The following is a 26372-nucleotide window of genomic DNA, read 5'->3' on the forward strand; positions in this document are numbered from 1 at the left end:
AAAAACGCAGAATGCCCCGGTCCGAGGGGACCGGGGCAGTGCGCGAGCGGGTGACGGGAATCGAACCCGCGTAGCTAGTTTGGAAGACTAGGGCTCTACCATTGAGCTACACCCGCGTGCGCCGTCACAACCGCCCGAGGGGCCGTCCGAAGTGCGCGCATGAGACTGTACAGGTTCGGTGCCCCGGATCAGAAATCGCCTGCCTCGCGGCGGGTCTCCGGGTCCCGATCGGCTGCGTGGGGTGGACCGGTTTTTCTCCCCCGGTGCCCGACCCGTAAGATCGGCTGTCGGCCCTGCCTCGACACGTCGTGATGGCGGCATGTTCGGTGAACGGGACCACGGGATGTGGCGCAGCTTGGTAGCGCATCCGCTTTGGGAGCGGAGGGTCGCAGGTTCAAATCCTGTCATCCCGACAGAACCGATGACGGCCCACGGAATGGGGGCCGCGACGATCATGGCGTACGCAACGCAGATATAAGGAGCATCAGGCGTGAAGAGCACCGTCGAGCAGCTGAGCCCCACCCGGGTGAAGCTCAACGTGGAAGTCCCGTTCGAGGAGCTCTCGGGCGACTTCGACCGGGCCTACAAGGCCCTCGCACAGCAGGTCCGTATCCCCGGCTTCCGCCCGGGCAAGGCCCCCGCGAAGCTCATCGAGGCGCGCGTCGGTCGCGACTCGATCCTCGCGCAGGTCGTCAACGACGCGCTGCCCGGCAAGTACAGCCAGGCCGTCGCCGAGACCGAGACCAAGGCCATCGGTCAGCCCGAGATCGATCTCGAGGAACTCAAGTACGGCGAGTCGATCTCGTTCACCGCCGAGGTCGACGTCCGTCCCGAACTCGAACTCCCGGACTACTCGACCCTGTCGGTCGAGGTGGATCCGATCGCCGACGACGAGGACGCCGTCGACGAGCAGATCGAGGGCCTGCGTGCCCGTTTCGGCACCCTCACCGGTGTGGATCGCGGTGCGCAGGACGGCGACATGGTGTCGATCGACCTCGCCGCGAGCATCGACGGCGAACCGGTCGAGGAGGCCTCCACCGAGGGCCTGTCCCACGAGGTGGGCGCCGGAGACCTCATCGACGGCCTCGACGAGGCCCTCGTCGGACTCAAGGCCGGCGAGTCGAAGGTCTTCACCACCACACTCGTCGCCGGTGAGCACGCCGACGAGGAGGCCGACGTCACCGTGACCGTGAACTCGGTCAAGGAACGCGAGCTGCCCGAGCTCGACGACGAATTCGCGCAGATGGCAAGCGAATTCGACACCGTCGACGAACTTCGTGAGTCGCTGGCCGAGCGGGTGGCGCAGTCGAAGAAGATGGAGCAGGCCAACAAGGTCCGCGACGCCGTCCTCGACGAGCTGCTCGCCAAGGTCGAGGTCCCGTTGCCGGAGAACGTCGTGCAGGCCGAGGTCGACAACTCCCTCGAGCAGGTCCTGCACAGCATCGGACACGACGAGGCCATCTTCGCCCAGCTCCTCGAGGCCCAGGGCACCACGCGGGAGGCCTTCGAGGCCGACGCCCGCGAGACCGCCGAGAAGTCGGTGCGTCAGCAGCTGCTCCTCGACGCCATCGCCGAGCAGCAGGACACCGAGGTCAGCCAGGACGAGCTGACCCAGCAGATCCTCTTCTCCGCGCAGCGGTACGGGATGGCTCCGCAGGAGTTCATCCAGCAGCTGACCCAGGCCAACCAGGTCGGCGCCGTCTACGCCGACGTGCGGCGCAACAAGGCGCTGCTCGGCATCGTCGGTGAGGTCACCGTCACCGACACCGACGGCAACGCCGTCGACACCACGGAGTTCTTCGGCACCGCCGACGAGGACGACGCGGATGCCGACGCCGCCGCCGCAGAGGACAAGGGCGCAGAGGACAAGAGCACAGACGACAAGAGCTCTGACGCCTGATCGCTTCACCGTGACCTGACAGCCGGACACCGCACGAGGTGTCCGGCTGTCATGTCTTGTCCTCCGGTCCACCGATTCGGTTCTGCTGTGAGCGAAGACGGGCGTTGACGGGAGTGCCCGTGGCACCGGATTGGTTAGTGTCGGTGACGAGCGAACGACGTGCGAAGTACAGGTGCCGGCCCGGTGCGGCCGGTACGTGAAAGAGCTACGACAGGTAAAGGTAGGAATCGTGAGCAATCCGACTGTTGACCCCGCGGGTGCAATGTCCTCTGGCGGCCGCACTCCTTCGATGAGTTCGGGTGTTGCCGGGCTGAACCTCACCGATTCGGTGTTCGAGCGGCTGCTGCGGGAACGGATCATCTTCCTCGGCACCCAGGTCGACGACGACATCGCCAACCGGCTGTGCGCGCAGATCCTGTTGCTGGCGGCCGAGGACCCGACCAAGGACATCCATCTCTACATCAACTCACCGGGCGGATCGGTGACCGCGGGCATGGCGATCTTCGACACCATGCAGCTCGCCGAGTGCGACGTCGCCACCTACGCGATGGGGATGGCCGCGTCGATGGGGCAGTTCCTGCTCGCCGCCGGGGCCAAGGGCAAGCGGCACGCCCTGCCGCACGCCCGGATCATGATGCACCAGCCGTCCGCCGGCATCGGTGGTACGGCCGCCGACATCGCGATCCAGGCCGAGCAGTTCGCCGCCACCAAGAAGGAGATGAACCGGCTCAACGCCGAGTTCAGTGGGCAGCCGTTGGAGAAGATCGAGGCCGACGCCGATCGCGACAAGTGGTTCACCGCGGCCGAGGCCAAGGACTACGGCCTCGTCGACCATGTGATCGCCCGTGCCGCGATCGGCTCGCAGTAGTCGCCCGGTAGCAGTCGAGACCATCCCACCACCACCTTCACGGAGTAGGACCATGACCAACATGTATGACTCGCTGCCGGCCGACGTGGCCGCCGGAATTCCCGCCTCGGCCTTGGCGCTCAAGGGCATCCAGGCGCGCTACATCCTCCCGCAGTTCATCGAGCACACCCCCAACGGGCAGCGGCAGTACGATCCCTACGCCAAGCTGTTCGAGGAGCGCATCGTCTTCGTCGGTACGCCGATCGACCAGACCGTCGCCAACGACGTGATGGCGCAGCTGCTGGTGCTCGAGTCGCAGGATCCCGACCGCGACATCACCATGTACATCAACTCGCCGGGCGGCAGCGTGCCGGACATGCTGGCCATCTACGACACCATGCAGTACGTCCACTGCGACATCGTCACCGTCTGCCTCGGTGAGGCGGCGTCGGCCGCGGCGATCCTGCTGGCCGGTGGCACCCCCGGCAAACGTGCCGCGCTGCCCAACGCGACGATCCTCATCCACCAGCCCCGCACCGGCGGCGCCTACCAGGGACAGGTCTCCGACCTGGAGATCCAGGCCGCCGAGATCGAGCGGATCCGCAACCGGCTCGACGAGATCCTGGCGGGCCACACCGGTCAGGATCCGGCGAAGATCCGCAAGGACACCGACCGCGACAACATCCTCACCGCCGCTGCCGCCAAGGAGTACGGCATCGTGGACGAGGTGTTCGAATACCGCAAGAAGTCGCTGAAGAAGTGAGGTGAGCGGTGGTCGCGGCACCGCGACCACCGGCTCTTTCCGGCAATCTGCGCGACATTTGGCCCAAGCGGTCGAAGTAACGCGCGACCGCGGGTACCGTCGGGTGAACGAGCCTTTCGTGACGCCCGTCGAGCCTGCCCGCGGGCAGCTCACGACCGACCGCACCGCCGGTGGCGTCGTCGCCGATCCGGTGGCGATCCACGCAGACGGTACGGACACATCGAGGAAGTAGGTACAGCACAAGATGGCACGTATCGGAGATGGTGGCGATCTGCTGAAGTGCTCCTTCTGCGGAAAGAGCCAGAAGCAGGTCAAGAAGCTCATCGCCGGTCCCGGTGTGTACATCTGCGACGAGTGCATCGACCTCTGCAACGAGATCATCGAAGAGGAACTCGCCGAGAACGGTGACGTGAAGCTCGACGAGCTGCCCAAGCCCGCCGAGATCAAGGACTTCCTGGAGAACTACGTCATCGGCCAGGACACCGCCAAGCGGACCCTCGCGGTGGCCGTCTACAACCACTACAAGCGGATCCAGGCGGGCGAGAAGAAGGAAGCGCGCGGCGGTGAGAGCGTCGAGCTGATGAAGTCGAACATCCTGATGCTCGGCCCCACCGGCTGCGGAAAGACCTATCTCGCCCAGACCCTCGCCAAGATGCTCAACGTGCCGTTCGCCATCGCCGACGCGACCGCCCTGACCGAGGCCGGCTACGTCGGTGAGGACGTCGAGAACATCCTCCTCAAGCTCATCCAGGCCGCCGACTACGACGTCAAGCGTGCCGAGACCGGCATCATCTACATCGACGAGGTCGACAAGATCGCCCGCAAGAGCGAGAACCCGTCGATCACCCGCGACGTGTCCGGTGAGGGTGTGCAGCAGGCGCTGCTGAAGATCCTCGAGGGCACCCAGGCGTCGGTGCCCCCGCAGGGTGGCCGCAAGCATCCGCATCAGGAATTCATCCAGATCGACACCACCAACGTGCTGTTCATCGTGGCGGGCGCCTTCGCCGGCCTGGAGAAGGTGATCTCCGAACGAATCGGTAAGCGCGGCATCGGTTTCGGCAACGAGGTGGCCTCCAAGAACGAGGTGGACACCACCGATCACTTCGCCGAGGTGATGCCGGAGGACCTGATCAAGTTCGGATTGATCCCGGAGTTCATCGGTCGTCTGCCGATCATCGCCTCGGTGACCAACCTGGACAAGGAATCGCTCGTGTCGATCCTGTCCGAGCCGAAGAACGCGCTGGTCAAGCAGTACACCAAGCTCTTCGAGATGGACAATGTGGAACTCGAGTTCACCACCGATGCGCTCGAGGCGATCGCCGATCAGGCCATCCATCGTGGTACCGGTGCCCGTGGACTCCGCGCCATCATGGAGGAAGTGCTGCTGCCGGTGATGTATGACATCCCGAGCCGCGACGATGTGGAGAAGGTCGTCGTCACGGGCGAGACCGTGAACGACAACGTGCTCCCGACGATCGTCCCGCGCAGCGACAACGACGACGAGCGGCGCGACAAGAGCGCCTGACACGCGCCCCACGCACAGACACGACGCGGGCCGCTCCACGATCAGATCGTGGAGCGGCCCGCGTCGTTGCGCTGTCCGAATCAGTCCGGAGCGTTTGCGGTGCGCTCGAGCCGGATGACGACGGCCTTGGACACCGGTGTGTTGGATTCCTCGGCCACCAGGTGCAGGGGGACGAGGGGATTGGTCTCCGGGTAGTAGCCGGCGGCATTGCCGCGCGGGGTGTCGTAGGCGACGACCTCGAAGTCGGTGACGCGTCGTTCCTCCGGTCCGTCGGGCCCGGCGAACTCCGACACGATGTCGACGTGATCACCGGCCGTCAGGCCGTGTGCGGCGATGTCGTCGGGATGGACCATGATCACGCGGCGATTGCCCTTGATGCCGCGGTAACGATCGTCGTGGCCGTACACCGTGGTGTTGTACTGGTCGTGGCTGCGCAGCGTCTGCAGGATCAGACGCCCCTCGGGGACCGGCACCCACCGCAGCGGATGGGCGGCGAGGTTGGCCCGGCCGGTGCCGGTGGCGAACTCCCGCGAATCCCTCGGCGGGTGCGGGAGCACGAATCCGTCCTTGGCGCGCACGCGGGTGTTGAAGTCGGTGAAGCCGGGGATGACCCGGGAGATGTGGTCGCGGATCACGTCGTAGTCGCGGGCCATGGCGGTCCAGTCGACGGGGTGATCCGTGCCGAAGGTCGCCGTCGCCAGATCGCAGACGATGCCGACCTCGCTGTGCAACAGCGGTGATGACGGTGTCAGAGATCCGCGGGACAGGTGTACCACCGACATCGAGTCCTCCACCGAGACCTGTTGTGCCACACCGTCGACGATGTCCTTGTCGGTGCGGCCCAGGCTGGGCAGGATCAGTGCGGCGGTGCCGGTCGCGACGTGTGACTCGTTGAGTTTGGTACTCACCTGCACGGTCAGCCGACAGCGAGCCAGTGCCGCTTCGGTGACCCGGGTGTCGGGGGCGGCGGCGACGAAGTTGCCGCCCATCGCCATGAACACCCGCACCTCGCCGCGAACCATGGCGTCGATGGCCGCGACGGTGTCGTGTCCGTGCGCTCGGGGACTGGCGATGCCGAACTCCGCGTCGAGCGCGGCCAGGAATGTCTCCGGCATCTTCTCGTAGATGCCCATCGTGCGATCGCCCTGCACATTCGAGTGGCCGCGCACCGGGCAGACGCCGGCGCCGGGCTTGCCGATCATCCCGCGCAACAGCAGCATGTTGACGCCCTCGGCGATGGTCGCCACGCCGTGGCGTTGCTGGGTGAGGCCCATCGCCCAGCACAGCACCACCCGCTGCGACCGCGCGACCCGGGTGGCCAGGTCGCGGATCGTCGCATGGTCGAGTCCGGTGGCGGCGAGGATCTCGTCGATGTCGACCGCGCCGAGCAGATCGAGATAGGACTGCACCCCGGCGCACTTGTCGCGCAGGAAATCGTGATCGAAAACCGTTCCGGGACTCTGGTCTTCGTCGTCGAGCAGCATCCGGCAGATGCCGCGGAACAGGGCCATGTCACCGCCGACGCGGATCTGCAGGAAGTCGTCGGCCAGCCGCACACCGTCGCCGACGACACCGCTGGGACGCTGCGGATCCTTGAACCGCATCAGCCCGGCCTCCGGCAGCGGATTGATCGCGACGATGTGCGCGCCACCCCGCTTGGCCTTCTCCAGCGTGGAGAGCATGCGCGGGTGATTGGTGCCCGGGTTCTGTCCGGCGACGATGATCAGGTCGGCGGTCTCGAGGTCGGGCACCGACACCGAGCCCTTGCCGATGCCGATCGCCTCGGTCAGCGCGGTGCCGGACGATTCGTGGCACATGTTGGAGCAGTCGGGCATGTTGTTGGTGCCCAGGCTGCGGGCGAACAACTGATAGACGAAGGCGGCCTCGTTGCTGGTGCGTCCGGAGGTGTAGAAGACGGCCTGATCGGGGTGATCCATCGCGCGCAGTTCGTCGGCGATGATGTGGTTGGCCTCGTCCCAGCTCACCGGTCGGTAGTGGGTGTCGCCCGGCGCGAGGTACATCGGGTGGGTCAGCCGGCCCTGCTGGGACAGCCAGTACCCGGAGCGGGTGCGCAGGTCGTCGAGCGGATGCGCCGCGAAGAATTCCGGGGTCACCACCCGGCGGGTCGCCTCCTCGGCCACCGCCTTGGCGCCGTTCTCGCAGAACTCGGCGTGCTTACGGTGCCCGGGGGTTTCCGGCCAGGCACAGCCGGGACAATCGAAACCGTTGCGCTGGTTCAGTTTTGCCAGGGTACGGGCGGTGCGCACGGTGCCCATCTGCTCGATGCCGCGACGCAGTGCCACCGCCACCGCGGGCACGCCCGCCGCATATGTCTTGATGTGACCGACGTGGACGTCGGCGGGTTCGTCGACCGGCGTGGTTTCCCGATGGTTCATCTGCTCATCTTCGCGTATTTGTGACCCGATATCGATCACACTGTGTGTCATGACGAACACCACACAGCAATCCCGACTCGCCGCCATCGTGCTCGCCGGGGGACGATCGCGCCGGATGGGAACGGATAAGGCCGCGTTGGACTGGGACGGCGAACCGATGCTGGCACGGATCGTGCGGATCTCCTCGGAACGCTGCGATCCGGTCTTCGTGGTCGCGGCGGAGTCGTCGTCGGCGTATCGGCTGTTGCACGGCACCGGCGGCCATGAGGCCACCTGGGTCACCGACGAGGCGCCCGAGGCCGGTCCGGTGGGTGGCCTGGCCGTCGGGTTGGCCGCTGCCGCGGCGGCCGGCGCCGATCTGGCCTTCGTCTGCGCCACTGACATGCCGCTGATCTCGGTCCGGCTGATCGACGAGCTGTCCGGAGCGGTCGTCGACTCCGCCGACGCGGTGATCGCCCACGACACCGAACGTGATCACCCGATGGCCGGGGTGTACCGCACCTCGGCGGCGTCGCGGATCGCCGAGCTGGTGGCGACCGGGGAGAAACGGATGACCGCCGTGCTCGACGCGCTGGCGACCCGTCGGGTGAGTGTGTCCGATCCGGACTGGCTGACCAACGTGAATGCCCCCGAGGACCTGCACCGGCTGCGCGCGGCCTCCGGGATATAGCGTCGGAGGCGTTCCCTAAGATTGTGGGGTGAGCACACCCGAATCCTCCCGCGAGCTGCCGAAGTCCTGGGACCCCGCCGAACACGAGGCGAAGCTGTATCAGGGGTGGGTCGACGCCGGCTACTTCACAGCCGACGCGGCAAGCGAGAAGCCCGCATTCTCGATCGTCATCCCGCCGCCCAACGTCAACGGTTCCCTGCACATGGGGCACGCCTACGAGCACGTCCTGATGGACGCGTTGTCGCGGTGGCGGCGAATGCAGGGGTATGAGGTCCTCTGGCTGCCCGGCATGGATCATGCGGCGATCGCGATGCAGACGATGGTCGAACGCAAGCTGGCCGACGAGGGACTCACCCGCGATGACCTGGGTCGGGAGAAGTTCATCGAACGGGTGTGGGCCGAGAAGGTGGAGATAGGCGGCAACATCGGCGAGCAGATGCGCCGCCTCGGTGACGGCGTCGACTGGAGTCGCGAACGCTTCACCATGGACGAGGGCCTCTCCCGGGCGGTGGCCACCGTCTTCAAGAAGATGTACGACGACGGGCTGATCTATCAGGCCGAACGACTGGTCAACTGGTCGCCGGTGCTGCAGACCGCGGTCAGCGACATCGAGGTCAACTACGCCGACGTCGAGGGCGAGCTCGTCAGCTTCCGCTACGGTTCGCTCGATGACGCGCAGCCGCATATCGTCGTCGCGACCACCCGACTGGAGACGATGCTCGGTGACACCGCGATCGCAGTGCACCCCGACGACGAGCGCTACGCCCACCTGGTGGGCACCGAACTCGAGCATCCCTTCGTCGACCGCAGGATCCCGATCGTGGCCGACGACTACGTCGACCCGGAGTTCGGCTCCGGCGCGGTCAAGATCACCCCGGCACACGACCCGAACGACTTCGCGCTCGGGCAGCGTCACAACCTGGCGATGCCCACGATCATGGACACCCAGGCCCGGATCGCGGGCACCGGAACACCGTTCGACGGCATGGATCGCTTCGAAGCGCGCGTGCGGATCCGGGAGGCGCTGGCCGAGCAGGGCCGCATCGTCAAGGAGGTGCGTCCGTACCTGCACAGCGTCGGACATTCCGAACGCACCGGCGAACCGATCGAACCGCGCCTGTCGATGCAGTGGTGGGTCGATGTCTCCTCGCTGGCCAAGGCCGCCGGTGATGCGGTGCGCGACGGGTCGACCGTCATCCACCCGACGACCATGGAACCGCGGTGGTTCGCCTGGGTCGACGACATGCACGACTGGTGCATCTCGCGGCAGCTGTGGTGGGGCCACCGCATCCCGATCTGGTACGGACCCGACGGCGAGGTGGTGTGCGTCGGTCCCGACGAGACGCCGCCGGCCGGCTACACCCAGGAGACCGACGTCCTCGACACGTGGTTCTCCTCCGGGCTGTGGCCGTTCTCCACGATGGGCTGGCCCGATCAGACCGCCGATCTCGAGAAGTTCTATCCCACATCGGTTCTCGTGACGGGCTACGACATCCTGTTCTTCTGGGTGGCGCGGATGATGATGTTCGGCACATACGTCGGCAAGGACCTCGGGCCCGGCAACGAGGTCCCCTTCCACAACCTCTTCCTGCACGGATTGGTGCGCGACGAGCACGGCCGGAAGATGAGCAAGTCCAAGGGCAACGGCATCGATCCGCTGGACTGGGTGGAACGCTTCGGCGCCGACGCGCTGCGGTTCACCCTGGCGCGCGGGGCGAATCCGGGCAGCGACATCTCGGTCGGCGAGGACCACGCGTCGTCGTCGCGTAACTTCGCGACCAAGCTGTTCAACGCCACCAAGTTCGCCCTGATGAACGGCGCCACCCTCGGCGAGGTCCCGTCGCCGGAGCAGCTGACCGTCGCCGATCGCTGGATCCTCACCCGGCTCGACGAGGTGCTCGCACAGGTGCAGCGCGGCCTCGAGTCCTTCGAGTTCTCCAAGGCGTGTGAGGCGCTGTATCACTTCGCCTGGGACGAGTTCTGCGACTGGTATCTCGAACTCGCCAAGGTCCAGTTCGCCGAGGGTGATGAGAGTCGCTCGCAGACAACACGTCTGGTGCTCGGGGGAGTGCTCGACCCGCTGCTGCGGGCGCTGAGCCCGGTGATGCCGTTCGTCACCGAGGTGCTGTGGACGGCGTTGACGGGAGGCGAGTCGGTGGTGATCGCGCCGTGGCCGCTGCCGTCGGAACGTGCGGCCGATGCCGCGGCCGCGGGCAGCGTCGAGGATCTGCAGAAGCTGATCACCGAGGTGCGCCGATTCCGCAGCGATCAGGGACTCAAACCCGGTCAGAAGGTGCCGGTGCGTTTCGATCATCTCGCCGAGTCGGGGCTCGAGCCGTTGACGCCCGCCATCGCCTCGCTGGCGCGACTGGAGGATCCGTCCGAGGCGTTCACCGCGACCGCGACGCTGGAGGTGCGCCTGTCGGCCGCCACCGTCGGCGTGCAGATCGACACGTCCGGAACCGTCGATGTGGCCGCCGAACGCAAACGCATCACCAAGGATCTCGCGGCGGCCGAGAAGGAACTGGCGCAGACCACGGCGAAACTGGGCAACGAGCAGTTCCTGTCGAAGGCGCCCGAGCCGGTCGTCGCCAAGATCAAGGCGCGGCAGGGGATCGCCACCGAAGAGGTGGAACGGTTGACCGCCAAACTCGCCTCGCTGGGAGGATCGTGAGCGACCGCAGGGACGACGCCGTCGACGATGACGGTCAGGAGATGGGGGCCGACGAACCCATCTTCACCGCCGAGGATCTCGCCGGTTTCGAGGATCCGGGTGCGATCGAACCGGACCGGATGGATCTGGCCTCGCTGCTGACCGACGACGACGGCGAGGCATCCGACGTCGACGATCCCGACGCGCCGATCTTCCGGGTCGACAGCGCCTCGGATCTCGCCGAACTCGCCGACCTGGAGGCCGAGCTCGACACCCGGTGGCCGGAGACGAAGATCGATCCGTCCCTCGCCCGGATCTCGACGCTGATGGATCTGCTGGGTTCGCCGCAGCATGCCTATCCGGCGATCCACGTGGCCGGCACCAACGGCAAGACGTCGGTGACGCGGATGATCGACGCGCTGCTGATCGCGCTGCACCGGCGCACCGGCCGCATCACCAGCCCGCATCTGCAGCGGGTCACCGAACGCATCGCCGTTGACGGGCAACCGATCTCGGCCCGCGCCTACATCGACACCTACCGTGATCTCGAGCCCTACATCACGATGGTCGACGATTCGTCGACGGCCGCCGACGGCCCGCGGATGAGCAAGTTCGAGGTGCTCACCGCGATCGCCTATGCCTACTTCGCCGAGGCGCCCATCGACGTGGCGGTGGTGGAGACCGGGATGGGTGGCCGCTGGGACGCGACCAACGTCGTCGACGCGACCGTCGCCGTCATCACGCCCATCGCCATGGACCACGCCGATTACCTCGGCGACACCCTCGCCGCGATCGCGGGGGAGAAGGCCGGAATCATCAAGCGCGGCAAGGACGATCTGGTACAGGTCGATCCGGTGACGGTGATCGCGCCGCAGCAACCCGAGGTGATCGACGTCCTGCTGCGCGAGACCGTGGAGAAGGGAACCATTGTCGCCCGCCAGAATTCGGAGTTCGCCGTTCTCGAATCGGTGACCGCCGTTGGCGGCCAACAACTCCGGATTCAGGGCCTCGGCGGCGTGTACGACGAGGTGTTCCTGCCACTGCACGGTGAACATCAGGCGGCCAACGCGGCGCTCGCGCTCGCGGCGGTGGAGGCGTTCTTCGGCGCCGGCCCCGATCGCCAACTCGACATCGACGCCGTGCGAGCGGGATTCGCGTCGGTGACCAGTCCCGGTCGCCTCGAACGGGTGCGCAGCGCGCCGAGTGTGTTCGTCGACGCCGCCCACAATCCGCACGGGGCACAGGCCTTGGCGCGGGCGCTGACCGACCAGTTCGATTTCCGCCGCCTCGTCGGCGTGATCGGCGTGCTCGGTGACAAGGACGCCGAGGGTCTGCTCAGTGCGCTCGAACCGATCCTCGATCAGGTGGTGGTGACCAACAACGGGTCGCCCCGCGCGCTCGACGCCGAGGACCTCGCCGAGATCGCCCGCGAGGTGTTCGGTGAGGACCGGGTGGTGGTGGAGCCGTTCCTGCCCGATGCGGTGGCCGCGGCCATCGGCCTCGCCGAGGAATCCGAGGGCGAACCGGTGTCCGGTGCGGGCGTCATCATCACCGGGTCGGTGGTCACCGCCGGTGCCGGACGAACCCTCTTCGGGAAGGAACCCTCGTGAATCAGGCCGACGAACACCCGGGTTTCACCGCTCCGGCCACCGACCCGTGGCGCGGTCTGCGTGGCGTGATGGCCGGAACGTTGATCCTGGAGGTCATCGTCATGGTGCTGACGTTCCCGGTGGTCGCGAAGATCGGGCCGGGACTGTCCTGGTTCTCCGGTGTCTACCTCGGTGTGGTCACGCTGTTGCTCATCCTCGCCGCCGGCATCCAGAAACGTTCCCGCGCCCTCGACATCGATCTCGGCCTGCAGGTGCTGGTGATCCTCGGCGGCTACTTCCACTGGTCGATCGCGATCGTCGGGGTCATCTTCCTGTTCGTGTGGATCTACATCCGCTACGTGCGCAACGACGTTGCCCGCCGGATGCGTGAGGGCCGACTGGCCGGGCAGGAGCCGATCGGCAACGCGTGAGGTGTGTACGCACCGCGACCGGATCGTGACCTGTTCGTGGCCCCCCGGGGACGCGACGGTGCCACACTGGCGGCCAGTGTGTCCGGGGACACGTGCGCGTCCGCCGCATGTCCGTGGCACATCGATTCCGATGCCGACACGAGACGTCGACATCGCACACTGACGTCAACCCGTGAGGAGCCGCGTGACCGTCGATCGACCCCGCACCCTGCCCATCAGCCGTTTCTCGACACGACTCCGGGCGGCGGCGCTGGCCGTCGGGGTCGGTGCGGCACTGGCATCGGCGCTGTCGGCGGGCACCGCGCACGCGGCACCGGTCGCACCCACCGAGACGACGCCGAGTTTCTCGGTTCTCGAGATTCCGCAGGCCGGTCCGCCGATGTCGGTGCCGGCCGGATCATTCGAGTACACCGCGACCCACTCGGTGACCAAGCAACTGTCGACGATGAGCATCCCGGAGGCGATCCTCGCCCTGCCGGTACCCGCCGATTACCGCCCGGCCAACGCCGCATTGGCCGCACGCCTCGATGTCGCGATGATGGCGGCGCTGGCCGACCCGCGGGGATGCCTGCAGATCATCGTCGATCCGCAACCCGACAGCGGCAACCTCTTCGATTACGGGGTGTACCCGATCTCCGGCGAGTACTGCCCCTGATCTGGTACGGCCCTGATCCGGTACTGGCCCTGATCCGGGCGGTCCCGATGGATACAGTGTCGGGGTGACTGAACGGACACTGGTACTGATCAAGCCCGATGGCGTCGCCCGATCGCTGGTCGGCGACGTCATCGCCCGCATCGAGCGCAAGGGCCTGACCCTGATCGCCCTCGAGTTGACCCAGGTCAGCGACGAGGTGGCGCGTAAGCACTACGCCGAACACGAGGGCAAGCCCTTCTTCCCGTCGTTGCTGGAATTCATCACCTCGGGACCGCTGGTGGCCGCCGTCGTCGAGGGACCCCGTGCGGTGGCCGCGTGGCGGCAGATCGCCGGTGGCACCGACCCGGTGGAAAAGGCCGTTCCGGGAACAATCCGCGGTGACTTTGCGCTGACCACACAGAACAACCTCGTACACGGATCGGATTCCATTGAATCCGCGGAGCGCGAGATCGCGATCTGGTTCCCCGACCTCGACTCCTGAGGCGTTCGGCGGACGCCGACGACACCGGGCCGACGCGCATTGCGGCACACGTGTGCCGGCGTCGGCCCGTCGTGTGGGATACTTGGGAAGTTATCGCGGACACACTTTGCCCGCGTTGACGCCGATGACGAACGGAAAACGGGTCGGACCAGCACGAAACATCTTGTGCCCGCCCACCCGCCCTCCCCATCGAGGTGGTTCACCAGCGGTGATCCATTCACAGGCCACAGCCCATTCGATGGCGTGGAGGGTGGACCAGAGCTCATCACCCAGCAAGAGCGTCTTGCGGAGCCGGATTCCGGCACCGACGGGACGCGCAGACCACACAACACCGGCCGAAGGCCGGGACACAGGATGAGGCCCTCGCGTGGCCGCGTCGATACGACGCGCCCGGGGGCTCGAGGAGACACGAGTGACCGACAACGGGTCACCGGCTGACGCGAACGCTGCGTCGGATCCGGTGGAAGAATTTCCCAGCAAACTCCGTGTGCACGCGCTGGCGCGCGTACTCGGCGTGACAAGCCGCCAGGTCTTGGCCCACCTGGCAGAACTGGGCTCGCATACGCGCAGCCCACAATCGAGTATCGAACGCGACATGGCCGAGGCCGTCGCCCAGCGGGTTCGCGACCCCGAGGCCGCCGACGGCGCTCCCGAGCCGACCGACAGCGCTCCCGACACCGCTGACAGCGCTCAGTCGGACGTTGACAGCGCTCCCGAGGTCACTGACAGCGCTCCCGAGGCCACTGACAGCGCTCAGTCCGACGTTGACAGCGCTCCTGAGGTCACTGACAGCGCTCAGTCCGACGTTGTCAGCGCTCCTGAGGTCACTGACAGCGCTCAGTCCGACGTTGTCAGCGCTCCCGAGGTCACTGACAGCGCTCAGTCCGACGTTGTCAGCGCTCCTGAGGTCACTGACAGCGCTCAGCCCGACGTTGACAGCGTTCCCGAGCCCGCCGCGATGACGTTGTTCTCGGCGGCCGACGCCGCCAGTCATGAGCCGGTCGTGGTGACCGAGGTGGCCGACGGCCCGCTGTTCCTGCAGCCGAGTGCTCCCGAGGCCACCGGCCCGGGTGGTTCGGGGCGTCGCCGGACCGCGAGTGCGCCGACCGAGAGCTCGTCGAAGACCGACACCTCACCGACGACCGACAGCTCACCGAAGACCGAATCGTCGGCCGATCAGGCCGACGCCGATGCCGACTCATCGACCGAGGACTCCGACGAAGCCGGCTCAGGGGAGTCGGGTCGCAACCGTCGGCGGCGTCGCGGACGTCGAGGTCGCGGTCGCGGCCGTGGCGACCAGGGCGAACGGTCCGACTCGGGTGACGACTCGACGAGTTCGGAGGATTCCGACGACACCTCGGTCGCGGCGTCCGACGACGACGCGTCCGAGGACAACGCCGATGCCGCATCCGGTGGCGGCAAGAAGTCCAAGAAGGGCGACAAGAAGGGCAAGAAGTCCGACGCCAAGAAGGACGAGGCCGCGAAGGACGGGGCCACGAAGTCCGCCGCCACGAAGGACTCGGACACCGACGCGGCCGGGGCCGCCGAGGACACCGAGTCCGACGAGTCGACGGAATCCGACGACGATGATGCCGATGCGTCGGTGCCCACCTCCAAGCGCCGGCGTCGTCGTCGGCGTCGCAAGGGTGGTGGCGAGCCCGATGAGGCCTCGCCGGACGATCCGCCGAACACCGTCGTGCACGAACGGGAACCGCGCAGCAAGCGGGTCCGCGACGAGGTGCAGGGCATCTCCGGATCGACACGCCTCGAGGCGAAGCGTCAGCGACGCCGCGACGGACGTGACGCGGGCCGTCGCCGGCCGCCGATCCTGAGCGAATCGGAGTTCCTCGCCCGCCGCGAATCGGTCGAACGCGTCATGGTGGTGCGCGAACGCAGCGCCAACAGCGCGCTCACCGGATCCGATCACTCCGACCACTCGGTGATCGAGGACTACACCCAGGTCGCCGTGCTCGAGGACGGCGTGCTCGTCGAACACTTCGTCACCACCGAGACGTCGTCGTCGATGGTCGGCAACATCTACCTCGGCCGCGTGCAGAACGTGTTGCCCGGGATGGAGGCGGCGTTCGTCGACATCGGTCGCGGCCGCAACGGCGTCCTCTACGCCGGTGAGGTGAACTGGGATGCCGCGGGCCTCGACGGCGGTTCCCGCAAGATCGAACAGGCGTTGAAGCCCGGCGACAACGTCGTCGTGCAGGTCAGCAAGGATCCGGTCGGTCACAAGGGGGCCCGGCTGACCACGCAGATCTCCCTCGCCGGTCGCTACCTGGTGTACGTGCCGGGCGGATCGTCGACCGGCATCAGCCGCAAACTGCCCGACGTCGAGCGCAAGCGCCTCAAGCAGGTCCTCGCCAAGTTGGTGCCCGACGATGCCGGGGTGATCATCCGCACCGCCTCGGAGGGCGTCAGTGCCGAGGATCTCGGAACCGACATCGAGCGGCTGGAATCCAAGTGGAAGTCCATCGACGCCTCGGTCGCCGACGCGAAGAAGGGCAACGGCTCGGCCGGTCCGCGAGCGCTGTACGAAGAGCCCGACCTGCTGGTGCGGGTGGTCCGTGATCTGTTCAACGAGGACTTCCGCAAGCTCGTGATCGAGGGCAACAAGGCCTGGAGTCTGGTCGAGGGTTATGTACAGACCGTCGCGCCGGATCTGCTCGATCGGGTGGAGCGGTTCGAGCGGTCGCACGCCGACGCCCCGGACTCCTTCACGGTGCATCGCGTCGACGAGCAGCTCGCCAAGGCACTCGACCGCAAGGTGTGGTTGCCCTCAGGCGGCACGCTGATCATCGAGCACACCGAGGCGATGACCGTCATCGACGTCAACACCGGTAAGTTCACCGGCTCCGGCGGCAACCTCGAAGAGACCGTCACCCGCAACAATCTCGAGGCCGCCGAGGAGATCGTGCGGCAGATGCGCCTGCGTGACATCGGCGGCATGATCATCGTCGACTTCATCGACATGGTCCTCGAATCCAACCGCGACCTCGTGCTGCGACGACTCACCGAGTCGCTGGCGCGGGACCGCACCCGCCACCAGGTGTCCGAGGTGACGTCGCTGGGTCTGGTCCAGATGACCCGTAAGCGGCTGGGAACCGGTCTGCTGGAAGCGTTTTCGACCACCTGCACGTCGTGCGGCGGTCGCGGTGTGATCGTGCATTCGTCGCCGGTCGAGGTGAAGACCGAGGACACCGGACGCGGTGATACGTCCGGGTCCAAGCGGTCGCGCCGCGGCAAGCGCAAGAACGACCAGCCCGCCGAGGCCCCCGCGAAGCCTGCACACAACCCGGCCGAGCACCCGATGTTCCGTGCCATGGCGGCACACGCGCACGACGACGACGTCGAGCCGGTGTCGGTTGAGCAGAACGCCGACGACCAGACCCCGCCCGACCAGGCCGAGCAGAACGCTGCCGACCGCGGCACCGACGCCGGCGTAACGACCGCCGCCGACGAGTCGCACGACGATGCGATCGAGGTCGACGGCGCTGGTTCCGACGGCGCAGGTTCCGACGGCGCAGGCGAGGCGCAGGCCGCACCCACCGACACCCCGGAGGTCGAGGCAGCCGAGGTGCACACCAACGGTGCGAACGGCGCCGCATCGGGAACCCAGGCCGCTTCCGGGCAGCGGCGCCCGCGGCGCCGGGCCGCTCGTCGTGCGGCATCGCCGACGACGACGGAGGCGCCGACGATGATCCGCGCCGAGACGACGGCAGCACCGCTGACGACGTTCGGCCCGATCTCCACCTCGCCCACCGAGGCGGTCGTCGCGGTACGCCGACGCCCCCGTCGACGGGCCGCCGGCCGCCCGGCCGGTCCGCCGGTGGAGGACTGACCCCGATCACGGGAAACGGGGCCGGCGGTCGGCGACTGCCATGCTCGTCGGAGCGAGTTTGACCTGACGTGACCGGCTCCCGTAACCTTGATTGGTCGCCTCTGGCGAAGGGTTCCAGCTGTGCGCGGTATCCATCCGGATACACCGCGAACGGTGATCGGAGATCCTTCCCGGCAGGCCCTTCGGAGCGATCTGAGCGAATCCCCACCGCTGTGCGGGGTCTCGCACGGCCCGCACCGGACGCACACACCCACACACACCGTGGCACGCGAACGCATGACACGGCCCGAGATGATGAACAAGAGGACAGCTTCGATGGCAACGTACGCGATCGTCAAGACCGGCGGTAAGCAGTACAAGGTCGCAGAGGGCGACATTGTGAAGGTCGAGAAGATCGACAGCGAGCCGGGCAGCACCGTCAGCCTGCCGGTGGCACTGGTCGTCGACGGCTCGACGCTGACCACCGACGCCGACAAGCTCGCCAAGATCTCCGTCACCGGCGAGGTCGTCGAGCACGTCAAGGGCCCGAAGATCCGCATCCACAAGTTCAAGAACAAGACCGGCTACCACAAGCGCCAGGGCCACCGTCAGAAGCTGACGGTCCTCAAGGTCACCGGTATCAAGTAAAGCCAGGAGGACGAGACAATGGCACATAAGAAGGGCGCGTCCAGCTCGCGCAACGGTCGTGATTCCAACGCCCAGCGCCTCGGCGTGAAGCGCTTCGGTGGTCAGAAGGTCAGCGCAGGCGAGATCCTGATCCGCCAGCGCGGCACCAAGTTCCACCCCGGCGTCAACGTCGGACGCGGTGGCGACGACACCCTGTTCGCTCTCGAGGCGGGTGCGGTCGAGTTCGGCACCAAGCGCGGCCGCAAGACCGTGAACATCGTTCCGGAAACCGCTCAGGCCTGACCGAGCGGTTCACCAGAACCACCAAGCTCTCATCGACAGGGCGGGCAGGGGCATACGCACCCGGCCCGCTCTGTTGTCGTTTCTGGGTCGTGCCGATGGCACGACTGTGTGTTTGAGACGTCCGTCCCGGTAGGGGAGTTCGTCAACGGAAGGAAGTCCTCATGTCGCGGTTCGTCGACCGGGTGACCATTCACGTCGCCGCCGGCAACGGCGGACACGGCTGTTCGTCGGTGCACCGGGAGAAGTTCAAGCCCCTGGGCGGACCCGACGGCGGCAACGGCGGTAACGGGGGATCGGTGCGCCTCGTGGTGGATCCGCAGGTGCACACGCTCCTGGACTTCCATTTCCGCCCGCATGCCAAGGCGAGCAACGGACGGCCCGGCATGGGTGACAACCGGGATGGCGCGACCGGCGACGATCTGGTTCTGGCGGTACCCGACGGGACCGTGGTGCTCGACGGCAACGGCACGATCCTGGCCGATCTGGTCGGGGACGGAACGACGTTCGAGGCCGCCCAGGGTGGCCGGGGCGGCCTGGGCAACGCCTCGTTGGCGTCCAAGGCCCGCAAGGCACCGGGTTTCGCGTTGCTCGGTGAGGAAGGCCAGCATCGGGACCTCGTCCTCGAACTGAAGTCGGTCGCCGACGTCGGGCTCGTCGGCTTCCCGTCGGCGGGCAAATCGTCTCTGGTGTCGGTGCTTTCGGCCGCCAAGCCGAAAATCGCGGACTATCCGTTCACCACGCTGGCACCGAATCTCGGTGTGGTGCAGTCGGCCGGTGACGTGTTCACCATCGCCGACGTGCCCGGCCTCATTCCCGGAGCGTCCACCGGACGTGGTCTGGGTCTGGAATTCCTGCGTCATCTCGAGCGGTGCGCGGTGCTCGCGCACGTCGTCGATTGCGCGACACTGGAACCCGGGCGTGACCCGATCTCCGACATCGATGCCCTCGAGGCCGAGTTGGCGGCCTATCGTCCCGCTCTCGACGCCGATCACGGACTCGGTGATCTCGCCGAACGTCCGCGCGTGGTGATCCTCAACAAGATCGACGTCCCGGACGCCGCCGAACTCGCGGACCTGGTGGAACCCGAACTGGTACAACGCGGTTGGCCGGTGTTCCGGATCTCGGCGGTGACCCATCAGGGACTGAAGGAACTGACCAATGCCCTCGCGCGGATGGTCGCGCAGTATCGCGAAGCCCATCCGAAACCCGCCGCACGGCGAACGGTCATCCGGCCCAAGGCGATCGACGAGGCACAGTTCAGTGTCGAGCCCGACCCGTCCATCCCCGGCGGCTTCATCGTGCGGGGTACGCGACCCGAGCGGTGGATCGCGCAGACCCAGTTCGACAACGACGAGGCGGTCGGCTACCTCGCCGACCGACTCAACCGTCTCGGCGTCGAGGACGAACTGACCCGGCTGGGAGCCGAACCCGGCGCCTCGGTGACGATCGGCGACATGACCTTCGACTGGGAGCCGTCCACCCCGATGGGTGAGGACGTGCCGATCACCGGTCGTGGCACCGACGTGCGACTCGACCGTTCCGAACGGATCGGCGCCGCCGAACGCAAGCAGGCCCGCCGCCTGCGGCGCGGACTCGTCGACGATGACGACAGCGACGAATGAGCGGCGACGAATGAGCGGCGACGAATGAGCGGCGACGAATGAGCGGCGAGGAATGAACGGCGAGAGTGCAGTGAGCGATCAGGCATGAGCGATGTCCGTGACACGATCACCCATGCGCGCAGCCTCGTCGTCAAGATCGGCTCGTCGGCGCTGACCGACCTCGGCACCGGACTCGACACGGCACGTCTGGATCGGCTCGCCGACGCACTGGAAGCGCGGATGCGATCGGGCTCGGATGTGATCGTGGTGTCCTCGGGTGCCATCGGTGCCGGTATCGCCCCGCTGGGCCTGAAGAAGCGACCGACCGATCTGGCCACCAAACAGGCCGCGGCCAGCGTCGGTCAACTCGTCCTCGCACACGCCTGGGGCACCTCGTTCCATCGATACGGACGCACCGTCGGACAGGTGTTGCTGACCGCATCCGACATCTCCAACCGCGCCCATCACGCGAACGCCCAACGCACCCTGGACCGGCTGCGTTCGTTGGGGGCGGTGGCCATCGTCAACGAGAACGACACGGTGGCGACCAACGAGATCCGCTTCGGCGACAACGACCGCCTCGCCGCGCTGGTGGCCCACCTCGCCGGTGCCGACGCCCTCGTCCTGCTGTCCGATGTCGACGGCCTCTACGACGGTGACCCGCGCAAGGTCGGCCCGAACGGCCATGTCGCACAATTCATCTCCGAGGTCAACGGGCCCGACGATCTCGACGGGGTGATCGCCGGTTCGGGCGGGGCGCTGGGCACCGGTGGGATGGCATCCAAGCTCGCGGCGGCGCGATTGGCCGCCGATGGTGGCGTCCCGGTGCTGCTGGCCGCCGCGGCCGATGCCGCCCAGGCGTTGAGTTCGGCATCGGTGGGTACCGTCTTCGCGCCGCGTCCCGAACGTCTCTCGGCGCGGCGATTCTGGGTGCGGCACGCCGCCGATGCGCACGGTCAGATCGTCATCGACGACGGTGCGGTGGCCGCGGTGTCCCATCGTCGCCGGTCGTTGCTGGCCGCCGGAGTGGTCGGGGTGCGGGGCGGCTTCTCCGACGGGGACGTCGTCGAACTCGTCGGCACGTCGGGGCGGGTGTGTGCGCGTGGCGTGTCGTCGTATGACGCCGACGACGTCGCGGCCATGGTGGGCCGCTCCACCTCGGAACTGCCGGTGGAGTTGTCCCGGCCGGTCGTGCACGCCGACGATCTGGTGACCGTCTGACGTTCGGTCCGGGTCAGGGTGCGTCGAGATCGGCCGCCGCGGAGTCGGCGGCGAGTGCGGGCAGGACAACGCCGCAGTAGTGGTCGATCTTGAGGTCGGCGATGTCGTCGGCGCGGGTGGCGCCCCGGTTCACCACGATCAGCAACTTACCGGTGCGTCGCGCATACCGGGCGAAGCGCAGACCGCTCATCACGGTGAGCGAAGAACCCACGACCAACAGGGCGTCACTGTCATCGACGAGTGAGAATGACTGTGCCACAGCACTCTTCGTCGCATTCTCACCGAAGTACACGATATCGGGTTTGAGGATTCCGCCGCAGCGCGGGCAGTCGGCGACGACGAAATCGCCGGTGTGCTCGACGGTCATGTCGGCGTCGGGGGCCACCTCGATGGCGCCACGACCCAGAACCCGGTCGGCGAAACCGGGATTCAGCGATTCCAGACGTTCGGCGAGCCGGTGCCGCGAGGTGATGGCGCCGCAGCGCAGGCAACGTACCCGGCCGTAACAGCCGTGCAGTTCGATGACGCGCCGCGTGCCGGCCTTGGTGTGCAGCATGTCGACGTTCTGGGTGATGATCCCGGTCAGCCGGCCCGCGGCCTGCAGATCGGTGAGCGCCCGGTGGGCCGCATTGGGACGCGCGGCGTCCATGTGGCGCCAGCCGAGATGGTTTCGGGCCCAGTAGTGTTGCCGGAACTGCGGCGACGATCGGAACATCTGCGCGGTCATCGGCGTGCGGACCGGGGCGCCGGGACTGCGATAGTCGGGAATCCCGGAATCGGTCGAGATGCCGGCCCCGGTGAGCGCGCAGATCCGCGCACCGTCGGTCAACGCACGAAGCCGCTCGATCCGGATGTCGATATCCGGATCGAGCGGCGTCTGTTCGGCCGGGGTCCAGCCGATCTGTAGGCGGGTGCGCACGTGATCCAGGGTATCGGCGCGCACGCGTCGAGGTGGCCGGGCGGCTCAGGCCTCGACCGGCTCCGCGTGCCGACCCTCGGGTTGTTCGGGCACTGTGACCAGGGGATACACCCCGTTCTCGTCGTGCACCTCGGTGCCCACCACGGGCGGATTGAACACGCACAGCATCCGCATCTGCGTGTCGGCGGTGACGGTGTGCCGCTCGTGCCCGTTGAGCAGATACATCGTGCCGGGGGCGAGCGGGTAGGTCTGCCCCGTCTCGCGGTCGAGGAGCGTGCCGGTGCCCTCCACCAGCCACACCGCCTCGATGTGGTTGGCGTAGTGGAACTCGTTGACGCTGCCGGCGTTGATGGTGGTCTCGTGGAAGGAGAAACCGACCCCGTCTCCGCCGAGCACGATGCGCTTGGACACCCAATTGCCCTTGGGGTCGGCGACATCTCGGTCGGTTCCGGTGATCTCGTCAGTGGTACGGACGATCATGCGAGTACCTCCTCGGTGGCATCGGCGAGGATTCCCAGACCGCGGTCGAGATCCTCGGGCGAAATGGTCAGGGGCGGGAGCAGTTTGACGACCTCGTCGGACGGTCCGGAGGTCTCGGTGAGCAGTCCGGCGCCGAAGGCGGTGGCGCACACCTTGCCGGCGTTGGCGGGCTCGTCGAAGACGAGTCCTCGAACCATACCCCGGCCGCGGGTCGACACGCCCTCGTGCCGGGTCGCGAGGGTGGTGAGCACCTCGTCGATCTGGCGGCCCTTGATGTGCACGTCACGCGACAGCGCGTCGTCGGACCAGTAGTGCTCGATGGCCCGCGTTGCGGTGATGAAGGCCGGGTTGTTGCCGCGGAAGGTGCCGTTGTGTTCGCCGGGTGACCACACGTCGAGGTCACGGCGGATCAGGGTGAGTGCCAACGGTAGGCCGTATCCACTGATCGACTTCGACAACGTGACGATGTCCGGGGTGATCCCGGCCTCCTCGAACGAGAAGAACTCGCCGGTGCGGCCGCAGCCCATCTGCACGTCGTCGACGATGAGCAGGATGTCGCGGCGGGCACACAGGTCTGCCAGGGCGCGCAGCCACTCCGCACGGGCGACGTTGACGCCACCCTCACCCTGCACGGTCTCGACGATGACGGCGGCCGGCAGGTTGAGGCCGCTGCCGGAGTCGTCGAGGACCCGCTCGAACCAGCTGAAGTCCTCGACGGCGCCGCCGAGGTAGTTGTCGAACGGCATCGGGGTGGCGTGCACCAGCGGAATGCCCGCACCGGCCCGCTTCATCGAGTTGCCGGTCACCGACAGGGAACCCAGCGTCATGCCGTGGAAGGCGTTGGTGAAACTGACGATCGACTCACGGCCGGTGACCTTGCGGGCCAGCTTGAGGGCGGCTTCGACGGCGTTGGTCCCGGTGGGGCCGGGGAACTGGACCTTGTAGTCGAGACCGCGCGGGGTCAGGATCTTGTCGGCGAACGTCTCCAGGAACCGGCCCTTGGCCGCGGTGGCCATGTCGAGTCCGTGGGTGATGCCGTCCTCGTTGATGTAGTCGAGGAGTGCGGACTTGAGGACCGGATTGTTGTGACCGTAATTCAGCGATCCGGCGCCGGCGAAGAAATCCAGATAGCGATCGCCGTCGGTGTTGGTGAGCCACGATCCGCGGGCCCGGCCGAATACCGTCGGCCAATTGCGGCAATAGCTGCGGACCTCGGATTCGTGCTGGGTGAAGACCGAATCGTCAATCGTTGTATCGAACATACTCATGAACAAACCTCCGATAGGTGAAAAATCGTGGGTAATGACGCACGGCCGCGTCCCGGGTCGTGCCCCATGCGCGATGGAATACCAACGAGCGCAAGGGATACGGACGCGCATGCGACGGAATCGCATGCGGCACTACGGTGCCGCCTGTGCCGAACCGTGCCACTTCACCGGCGGGCGGACGATCGCAGTGCGAGCCCGGTCGAAACTGCTCGCTGAGCGCCGTCACACCGTGCGCTCCCTCAACACCGTGCGTTGAGCTCGTCAAGCCGCTCGTTGAGCTCCGTCACACCGCTCGTTGAGCTCCGTCGAAACGTCAGTCCTGAAAGTCCCTCAGGGTTCCGGGATCTCGGGTTCCAGCAGGTAGAGATCCTCGGGCTCGTGGGCGTCGGGGAAGTCCGTCGCGGCGAAGAGATCGCGCCGGTCGAACCGAAGGCCGCGGGCCGCTGCCACGGACGCGAAAAGCCGTTGGGAGGCAACGTTATCCGGGCTGATGGTGGTGTGCATCGCGACGATGCCACGTTCTGCGGTGCGATCGAAGAGGCGATGCAGCATCGCGGCGGCGATGCCGTGGCCGCGATGGTCGTCGTCGACGGCGACCTGCCACACCATCAGGGTCGACGGGTCCGACGGTCGGCGGTAGCCGGTGACGAATCCGACTGCGCGGCCGTCGACTTCGGCAACGATGGACGTCTCTGCGAAATCGGAGCACCACAGTACGTAGGCGTAACTCGAGTTGACGTCGAGGACGCGGGAATCGCGGGCGATCTCCCAGAGCCGGGTTCCGTCGGTCACCGTCGGAATGCGGTAGTCGAGAGTGAGTGTGTTGGATGGGGCCGTTCTTATGTGGGACGGGCTCATGACGGATCCGACGTTAACAATGTGTGTCGTCGGATTCACCCACCGACGGAAATCGGTCACGGAATGACCCACCAATTCCCAGTTCAGCGGGCACATGTGAGGCCAGTCACATCGGGGGATCTGCAGGGCGGCAGAGCGGGGTCGCACGGGCGCGCTGGGCTCCCCTTCGTCGGCGCGGCCCTGGGGCACAATGGCGGGGTGACCCGCATCATTGCCGGCCGGTTCGGTGGACGCCGACTCAAGGTCCCCGACGACGGCACCCGACCGACCTCGGACCGGGTGCGAGAAGCACTGTTCAGCATGCTCGCCGCCCGCATCGACCTCGACGGCGCCCACGTCCTCGATCTGTACGCCGGATCGGGTGCCCTCGGCATCGAGGCCCTGTCGAGGGGTGCAGCGACGGCGACCTTCGTCGATGCACGCCGCAAGGCGAGCGGTGTCATCACGGCGAACGTCGCGGCGCTGGGCCTCGCCCCCGATGCGCAGGTCGTCACCTCGTCGGTGTCGACCTTCCTGGCCGGCTCGCCCTCACAGCCGTTCGATCTCGTCTTCAGCGACCCGCCGTATGCCATCGACCCGGCTGAGATCGAGGACGACCTCGCGCGACTCGGTGAGCGGTGGGTGTCCGCCGATGCATTGATCATTCTCGAACGTGCCCGGCGGACGTCGGTGAGCTGGCCGGAGGACCTCGAGGTGATCCTGACGAAGATGTACGGGGACACCGCCGTCGACGTGGGCATGCGACGGTGGGCCGCAGGGGACGGGTAGGTTCAACGGTCATGACCAGTGCGGTGATCCCCGGCTCCTTCGATCCCTTCACACGTGGGCACCGTTATGTGGTGGAGCGCGCCGCGAGGTGTTTCGACGAACTCGTCGTCACCGTCGTGGTGAATCCGAACAAACGGGGACTGTTCACCGTCGACGAGCGCCTCGAACTCATCGCCGAGGACTGTGCCGATCTGCCCAATGTGCGGGTGGACCGGTGGACCGGCTTGCTGGTGGACTACCTGCGGGAGAACTCGATCCATTCGATCGTGAAGGGTCTGCGGTCGGCGGTCGACTTCGATTACGAACTGCCGATGGCCCAGATGAACCGCGACCTGGCCGACGTCGAGACGATCTTTCTGCTGACCGATCCGCGCTACGCGCATGTGTCGAGTTCGTTGGTGAAAGAGGTCGCGAAACTGGGCGGTGACGTCTCGCCGTTCCTGTCGGCCCATATCCATCAGCGTCTCCTCGCCGAGATCGCGGGCGAGCGGCGGGTCTGATCGGCCGCTCGTTCGGCACGAGATCTTCACCTCTGCACAGAGAAAAACTCTCGCGGGTGCAAACCCGACATCGAAACATCCTCGCGCAGTA

22 protein-coding genes and 2 tRNA genes are annotated in these 26372 nt (G+C 67.0%); 18 read left to right on the forward strand and 6 right to left on the reverse strand.

Features of this window, described 5'->3' with window-relative positions:
• Window positions 1-45 precede the first annotated feature (45 nt).
• A tRNA-Gly gene (locus ABLE92_RS04040) sits at window positions 46-116 on the reverse strand.
• 223 nt (window positions 117-339) lie between these two features.
• On the opposite strand from ABLE92_RS04040, the gene ABLE92_RS04045 reads away from it, so the two are divergent.
• The 5 genes from ABLE92_RS04045 to clpX all read left to right on the forward strand — a co-directional run bounded on the left by ABLE92_RS04045 (window position 340) and on the right by clpX (window position 5035).
• Window positions 340-413: transfer RNA gene (locus ABLE92_RS04045), tRNA-Pro, on the forward strand.
• Between the two features lie 77 nt (window positions 414-490).
• Window positions 491-1900: a trigger factor gene (gene tig, locus ABLE92_RS04050; protein WP_348803352.1), complete on the forward strand. Its 1410-nt coding sequence runs from the start codon at window positions 491-493 to the stop codon at window positions 1898-1900.
• A 289-nt stretch (window positions 1901-2189) separates the two neighbouring features.
• Window positions 2190-2768 carry an ATP-dependent Clp protease proteolytic subunit gene (locus ABLE92_RS04055; RefSeq protein WP_348803354.1) on the forward strand — a complete coding sequence of 193 codons (579 nt, stop codon included), beginning with the start codon at window positions 2190-2192 and terminating at the stop codon, window positions 2766-2768.
• Between the two features lie 52 nt (window positions 2769-2820).
• The gene (locus ABLE92_RS04060; RefSeq protein ID WP_348803355.1) at window positions 2821-3510 is read left to right on the forward strand and encodes an ATP-dependent Clp protease proteolytic subunit; all 690 of its coding nucleotides are present in this window, start codon (window positions 2821-2823) and stop codon (window positions 3508-3510) included.
• A 244-nt stretch (window positions 3511-3754) separates the two neighbouring features.
• Window positions 3755-5035 carry an ATP-dependent Clp protease ATP-binding subunit ClpX gene (gene clpX, locus ABLE92_RS04065; protein WP_348803356.1) on the forward strand — a complete coding sequence of 427 codons (1281 nt, stop codon included), beginning with the start codon at window positions 3755-3757 and terminating at the stop codon, window positions 5033-5035.
• 80 nt (window positions 5036-5115) lie between these two features.
• On the opposite strand, the gene ABLE92_RS04070 is transcribed toward clpX, so the two are convergent.
• The gene (locus ABLE92_RS04070) at window positions 5116-7431 is read right to left on the reverse strand and encodes an FdhF/YdeP family oxidoreductase (RefSeq protein ID WP_348803358.1); all 2316 of its coding nucleotides are present in this window, start codon (window positions 7429-7431) and stop codon (window positions 5116-5118) included.
• Between the two features lie 49 nt (window positions 7432-7480).
• Between ABLE92_RS04070 and mobA the strand changes: the two genes are divergently transcribed.
• From mobA to proB, 11 genes are all read left to right on the forward strand, one after another.
• Window positions 7481-8101: a molybdenum cofactor guanylyltransferase gene (gene mobA, locus ABLE92_RS04075; RefSeq protein ID WP_348803359.1), complete on the forward strand. Its 621-nt coding sequence runs from the start codon at window positions 7481-7483 to the stop codon at window positions 8099-8101.
• A gap of 28 nt (window positions 8102-8129) precedes the next feature.
• The gene (locus ABLE92_RS04080; RefSeq protein WP_348803360.1) at window positions 8130-10775 is read left to right on the forward strand and encodes a valine--tRNA ligase; all 2646 of its coding nucleotides are present in this window, start codon (window positions 8130-8132) and stop codon (window positions 10773-10775) included.
• Window positions 10776-10816: 41 nt separating this feature from the next.
• On the forward strand, window positions 10817-12364 hold the full coding sequence (folC, locus tag ABLE92_RS04085) for a bifunctional tetrahydrofolate synthase/dihydrofolate synthase (protein WP_348803899.1): 1548 nt from the start codon (window positions 10817-10819) through the stop codon (window positions 12362-12364).
• Window positions 12365-12432: 68 nt separating this feature from the next.
• Window positions 12433-12774: a DUF4233 domain-containing protein gene (locus tag ABLE92_RS04090; protein WP_348803900.1), complete on the forward strand. Its 342-nt coding sequence runs from the start codon at window positions 12433-12435 to the stop codon at window positions 12772-12774.
• 184 nt (window positions 12775-12958) lie between these two features.
• Window positions 12959-13429, forward strand: coding sequence for a hypothetical protein (locus ABLE92_RS04095; RefSeq protein ID WP_348803361.1), 471 nt, complete (start codon window positions 12959-12961; stop codon window positions 13427-13429).
• 64 nt (window positions 13430-13493) lie between these two features.
• Window positions 13494-13910, forward strand: coding sequence for a nucleoside-diphosphate kinase (gene ndk, locus ABLE92_RS04100; protein WP_348803362.1), 417 nt, complete (start codon window positions 13494-13496; stop codon window positions 13908-13910).
• A gap of 412 nt (window positions 13911-14322) precedes the next feature.
• Entirely contained in the window at window positions 14323-17757 is a 3435-nt protein-coding gene (locus tag ABLE92_RS04105; RefSeq protein ID WP_348803363.1) for a translation initiation factor IF-2 N-terminal domain-containing protein, read from the forward strand.
• Between the two features lie 315 nt (window positions 17758-18072).
• Window positions 18073-18384, forward strand: coding sequence for a 50S ribosomal protein L21 (gene rplU / locus ABLE92_RS04110; RefSeq protein WP_348803364.1), 312 nt, complete (start codon window positions 18073-18075; stop codon window positions 18382-18384).
• A gap of 18 nt (window positions 18385-18402) precedes the next feature.
• Window positions 18403-18666 (forward strand): 50S ribosomal protein L27, encoded by a 264-nt coding sequence (rpmA, locus tag ABLE92_RS04115; RefSeq protein ID WP_348803365.1) that lies wholly within the window; start codon window positions 18403-18405, stop codon window positions 18664-18666.
• 161 nt (window positions 18667-18827) lie between these two features.
• The gene (obgE, locus tag ABLE92_RS04120; protein ID WP_348803366.1) at window positions 18828-20288 is read left to right on the forward strand and encodes a GTPase ObgE; all 1461 of its coding nucleotides are present in this window, start codon (window positions 18828-18830) and stop codon (window positions 20286-20288) included.
• A gap of 84 nt (window positions 20289-20372) precedes the next feature.
• A complete protein-coding gene (gene proB / locus ABLE92_RS04125) occupies window positions 20373-21488 on the forward strand; it encodes a glutamate 5-kinase (RefSeq protein WP_348803367.1) in 1116 nt (371 codons plus the stop codon).
• A 13-nt stretch (window positions 21489-21501) separates the two neighbouring features.
• On the opposite strand, the gene ABLE92_RS04130 is transcribed toward proB, so the two are convergent.
• From ABLE92_RS04130 to ectA, 4 genes are all read right to left on the reverse strand, one after another.
• On the reverse strand, window positions 21502-22407 hold the full coding sequence (locus ABLE92_RS04130) for a Sir2 family NAD-dependent protein deacetylase (protein ID WP_348803368.1): 906 nt from the start codon (window positions 22405-22407) through the stop codon (window positions 21502-21504).
• A gap of 45 nt (window positions 22408-22452) precedes the next feature.
• Entirely contained in the window at window positions 22453-22887 is a 435-nt protein-coding gene (locus tag ABLE92_RS04135; RefSeq protein ID WP_348803369.1) for an ectoine synthase, read from the reverse strand.
• A complete protein-coding gene (gene ectB / locus ABLE92_RS04140) occupies window positions 22884-24155 on the reverse strand; it encodes a diaminobutyrate--2-oxoglutarate transaminase (protein ID WP_348803371.1) in 1272 nt (423 codons plus the stop codon). The genes ABLE92_RS04135 and ectB overlap by 4 nt, the downstream gene beginning before the upstream one ends.
• A gap of 330 nt (window positions 24156-24485) precedes the next feature.
• Window positions 24486-25013 (reverse strand): diaminobutyrate acetyltransferase, encoded by a 528-nt coding sequence (ectA, locus tag ABLE92_RS04145; protein ID WP_348803372.1) that lies wholly within the window; start codon window positions 25011-25013, stop codon window positions 24486-24488.
• A 198-nt stretch (window positions 25014-25211) separates the two neighbouring features.
• On the opposite strand from ectA, the gene rsmD reads away from it, so the two are divergent.
• A complete protein-coding gene (rsmD, locus tag ABLE92_RS04150; RefSeq protein ID WP_348803374.1) occupies window positions 25212-25781 on the forward strand; it encodes a 16S rRNA (guanine(966)-N(2))-methyltransferase RsmD in 570 nt (189 codons plus the stop codon).
• Window positions 25782-25792: 11 nt separating this feature from the next.
• Window positions 25793-26281 carry a pantetheine-phosphate adenylyltransferase gene (gene coaD / locus ABLE92_RS04155; protein WP_348803375.1) on the forward strand — a complete coding sequence of 163 codons (489 nt, stop codon included), beginning with the start codon at window positions 25793-25795 and terminating at the stop codon, window positions 26279-26281.
• Window positions 26282-26372: the final 91 nt, after the last annotated feature.

The sequence above is a fragment of the Gordonia oleivorans genome (assembly GCF_040044975.1).
Lineage (GTDB): Bacteria > Actinomycetota > Actinomycetes > Mycobacteriales > Mycobacteriaceae > Gordonia > Gordonia oleivorans.

Bases quoted from the DNA above. Each gene is read 5' to 3' on its own strand.
- ABLE92_RS04055 (WP_348803354.1), top strand. From the start codon at position 2,190: ATGAGTTCGGGTGTTGCCGGGCTGAACCTCACCGATTCGGTGTTCGAG.
- ABLE92_RS04060 (WP_348803355.1), top strand. From the start codon at position 2,821: ATGACCAACATGTATGACTCGCTGCCGGCCGACGTGGCCGCCGGAATT.
- clpX (WP_348803356.1), top strand. From the start codon at position 3,755: ATGGCACGTATCGGAGATGGTGGCGATCTGCTGAAGTGCTCCTTCTGC.
- ABLE92_RS04070 (WP_348803358.1), bottom strand. From the start codon at position 7,431: ATGAACCATCGGGAAACCACGCCGGTCGACGAACCCGCCGACGTCCAC.
- mobA (WP_348803359.1), top strand. From the start codon at position 7,481: ATGACGAACACCACACAGCAATCCCGACTCGCCGCCATCGTGCTCGCC.
- folC (WP_348803899.1), top strand. From the start codon at position 10,817: ATGGGGGCCGACGAACCCATCTTCACCGCCGAGGATCTCGCCGGTTTC.
- ABLE92_RS04090 (WP_348803900.1), top strand. From the start codon at position 12,433: ATGGCCGGAACGTTGATCCTGGAGGTCATCGTCATGGTGCTGACGTTC.
- rplU (WP_348803364.1), top strand. From the start codon at position 18,073: ATGGCAACGTACGCGATCGTCAAGACCGGCGGTAAGCAGTACAAGGTC.
- rpmA (WP_348803365.1), top strand. From the start codon at position 18,403: ATGGCACATAAGAAGGGCGCGTCCAGCTCGCGCAACGGTCGTGATTCC.
- obgE (WP_348803366.1), top strand. From the start codon at position 18,828: ATGTCGCGGTTCGTCGACCGGGTGACCATTCACGTCGCCGCCGGCAAC.
- proB (WP_348803367.1), top strand. From the start codon at position 20,373: ATGAGCGATGTCCGTGACACGATCACCCATGCGCGCAGCCTCGTCGTC.
- ABLE92_RS04135 (WP_348803369.1), bottom strand. From the start codon at position 22,887: ATGATCGTCCGTACCACTGACGAGATCACCGGAACCGACCGAGATGTC.
- ectB (WP_348803371.1), bottom strand. From the start codon at position 24,155: ATGAGTATGTTCGATACAACGATTGACGATTCGGTCTTCACCCAGCAC.
- ectA (WP_348803372.1), bottom strand. From the start codon at position 25,013: ATGAGCCCGTCCCACATAAGAACGGCCCCATCCAACACACTCACTCTC.
- coaD (WP_348803375.1), top strand. From the start codon at position 25,793: ATGACCAGTGCGGTGATCCCCGGCTCCTTCGATCCCTTCACACGTGGG.